The sequence below is a fragment of the Klebsiella sp. K5-45 genome, assembly GCF_030128605.1.
Classification (GTDB): Bacteria; Pseudomonadota; Gammaproteobacteria; order Enterobacterales; family Enterobacteriaceae; genus Klebsiella; species Klebsiella quasipneumoniae.
In genome coordinates this window covers 1-1,961 of record NZ_JAKUZW010000047.1, presented here as the reverse complement: position 1 = coordinate 1,961, position 1,961 = coordinate 1, and the positions used below count along the sequence as shown (strand labels likewise).

The following is a 1,961-nucleotide window of genomic DNA, read 5'->3' as shown; positions in this document are numbered from 1 at the left end:
TCGATTACATTGAAGTGTTCTACAACCGGACCCGGCGTCACAGCCACCTCGGCGGCGTCAGTCCGGAGGCCTTTGAACAGGCCTCGTCGTGAGGACAGGAAATGTCTACTGTTGTGGGGTCAGTCCAACGTACCGAATTAAATACCTTTTGCCGCAATCAAAACCGCAGGATGAATGTGTGGCTCTTCTGCCAGCAGAGCGGGTACGGTAGCGAATATTTGTTTAGCTGCTTCACCGGACATATGGAGTTCCCTTGAGTCTGTACTACTGAACAGATCTACAAGGAAAACCGTTTCAGGACTCGTTTCTGAGCGGATCACCAGCCAGTGAGTGGTGCCCTCTTCTGCATTAACATGAGGCAAAGCAGCGGCTATGCGCTCTGCTACTTCAGCGCCTTTTCCTTCTCTCGCTTTAAATGAAATCAGTCCTGCTGTTGTACTCATTGTTTCTTTCTCCTGTTGTAATAATCATGGCTTTCTTACGAGAATTATTGTATCAGGGTTAGGCAACATGGCACTGTGGCGAATCTGCCATTAAACCGGCTTTTTCGGCCAATTACAGGACTGAGATGAAAAAGATAGTCATTATTGCTTCCCCGGGATGCCTTGCTTCAGGCTATACCGGGCTGGCTGATATGTTCTCTCTTGCCGGAAGAGCCATATCAGCTGCTCGCAAGGAGCCGTCACCCTTTGATATCATGACAGCAAGTCCGGACGGGCAGCCAGTGACCGACGGAAGCGGGCGGTTACTGACCGCCGATGCGGCACTGGCAGATATCAATTCATGCGATGCGGTTCTGATCCCCGGGTTTGTACCCGATGCATCAAACACGCCGCCACAGCTCGGTAAACTGGGCAGCATAGCGTCATGGATACGGCAACAGTACGTGCATGGCGCCCTGGCTTGTGGCTCGTGCAGCGGAGTGTTTATGCTGGGCGAGGCGGGGCTGCTCAACGGCAGAAAATGTACGACAACCTGGTGGCTGTACGATGAGCTCAAGCGCCGTTACCCCCGGGCAAACGCCATCTGGGGCAATGCTCTGACTGAGGATAACCGTATAGTTACGGCTGGTGGGCCGCTTTCATGGATTGATGTGGCCTTACACGTTGTGCGTCAGCTTGAGGGGACGGAGGCTGCGCGCATTGCAGCAGAATTTGCTGTAGTGGATACAACGCCTCCCGCAAGGGCTGTTTATATGCCCACCGCGCACCTCAGCCGGCCGGACAGTATTCTGCCCGGTGCAGAATTTTTTATAAGGCAGGAAGCATCAACGCTGCTTACCACAAGAGAGCTGTGCCGGCGCCTTGCCATTTCGGAGCGAACCTTTCACAGGCGTATAAAGGCGGAAACAGGCGAGTCACCGAAACAGTTTATCGACAGGATCAGGTGTGAAATGGCAAGGCTGGCACTTGAAACATCTGCTAAAACCATAAAGCAGATCGCAGCTGATGCAGGTTACGCGGATGAAGGCAGTTTCAGGAGGGTCTTCAGCCGGATGACCGGCATGAATCCGGCATTATACCGCCGTTGGGTGAAAGACCGTACCCGGGAATAATGCACAGTAGGGCCGGGAGGTATCCGCGCGGAATTATGAGACGCCCTGACAGCACAGTGCTGCCAGGGGTGTGCTGTGTTAACTACTGAGGTCTTTTCCGTTCGTGGCGATGACTTTTTTATACCAGTGGAAGCTTTTCTTACGGGAGCGTTTTAGTGTTCCGTTCCCCATATCATCCGGGTCAACATATATAAATCCGTACCGTTTGGACATCTGAGACGTGCTTGCGCTGATCATGTCTATAGGTGTAGCGACCTGCATTTGAAATAGGGGAAGTGCGGACAAATTCCTGGACCTTCAGGAGTTAATTTATGCATTCATACGAGGACCGGATTCGGGCCGTCGAACTCTATTACCGGTACGGAAAGAAAGCCTCCGTTGTCGTCATGGAGCTGGGATATCCTTC

The 1,961-nt window shown here is 52.5% G+C and carries 3 protein-coding genes and 1 pseudogene; 2 read left to right on the top strand and 2 right to left on the bottom strand.

Going from position 1 to position 1,961, the window contains the following annotated elements; translation table 11 throughout:
• A partial coding sequence (locus MKS11_RS27770; RefSeq protein ID WP_323802304.1) for an IS3 family transposase occupies positions 1-92 on the top strand: 92 nt, incomplete at its 5' end.
• 45 nt (positions 93-137) lie between these two features.
• Here the strand turns inward: MKS11_RS27770 and MKS11_RS27335 are convergent.
• Positions 138-443 carry a putative quinol monooxygenase gene (locus MKS11_RS27335; protein ID WP_023328886.1) on the bottom strand — a complete coding sequence of 102 codons (306 nt, stop codon included), beginning with the start codon at positions 441-443 and terminating at the stop codon, positions 138-140.
• Between the two features lie 125 nt (positions 444-568).
• Between MKS11_RS27335 and MKS11_RS27330 the strand changes: the two genes are divergently transcribed.
• A complete protein-coding gene (locus MKS11_RS27330) occupies positions 569-1,555 on the top strand; it encodes a GlxA family transcriptional regulator (RefSeq protein WP_104458524.1) in 987 nt (328 codons plus the stop codon).
• 78 nt (positions 1,556-1,633) lie between these two features.
• On the opposite strand, the pseudogene MKS11_RS27325 reads toward MKS11_RS27330, so the two are convergent.
• Positions 1,634-1,798 (bottom strand): annotated as a pseudogene (locus MKS11_RS27325) (family 1 glycosylhydrolase); the annotation flags it as partial.
• Between the last annotated feature and the right edge of the window lie 163 nt (positions 1,799-1,961).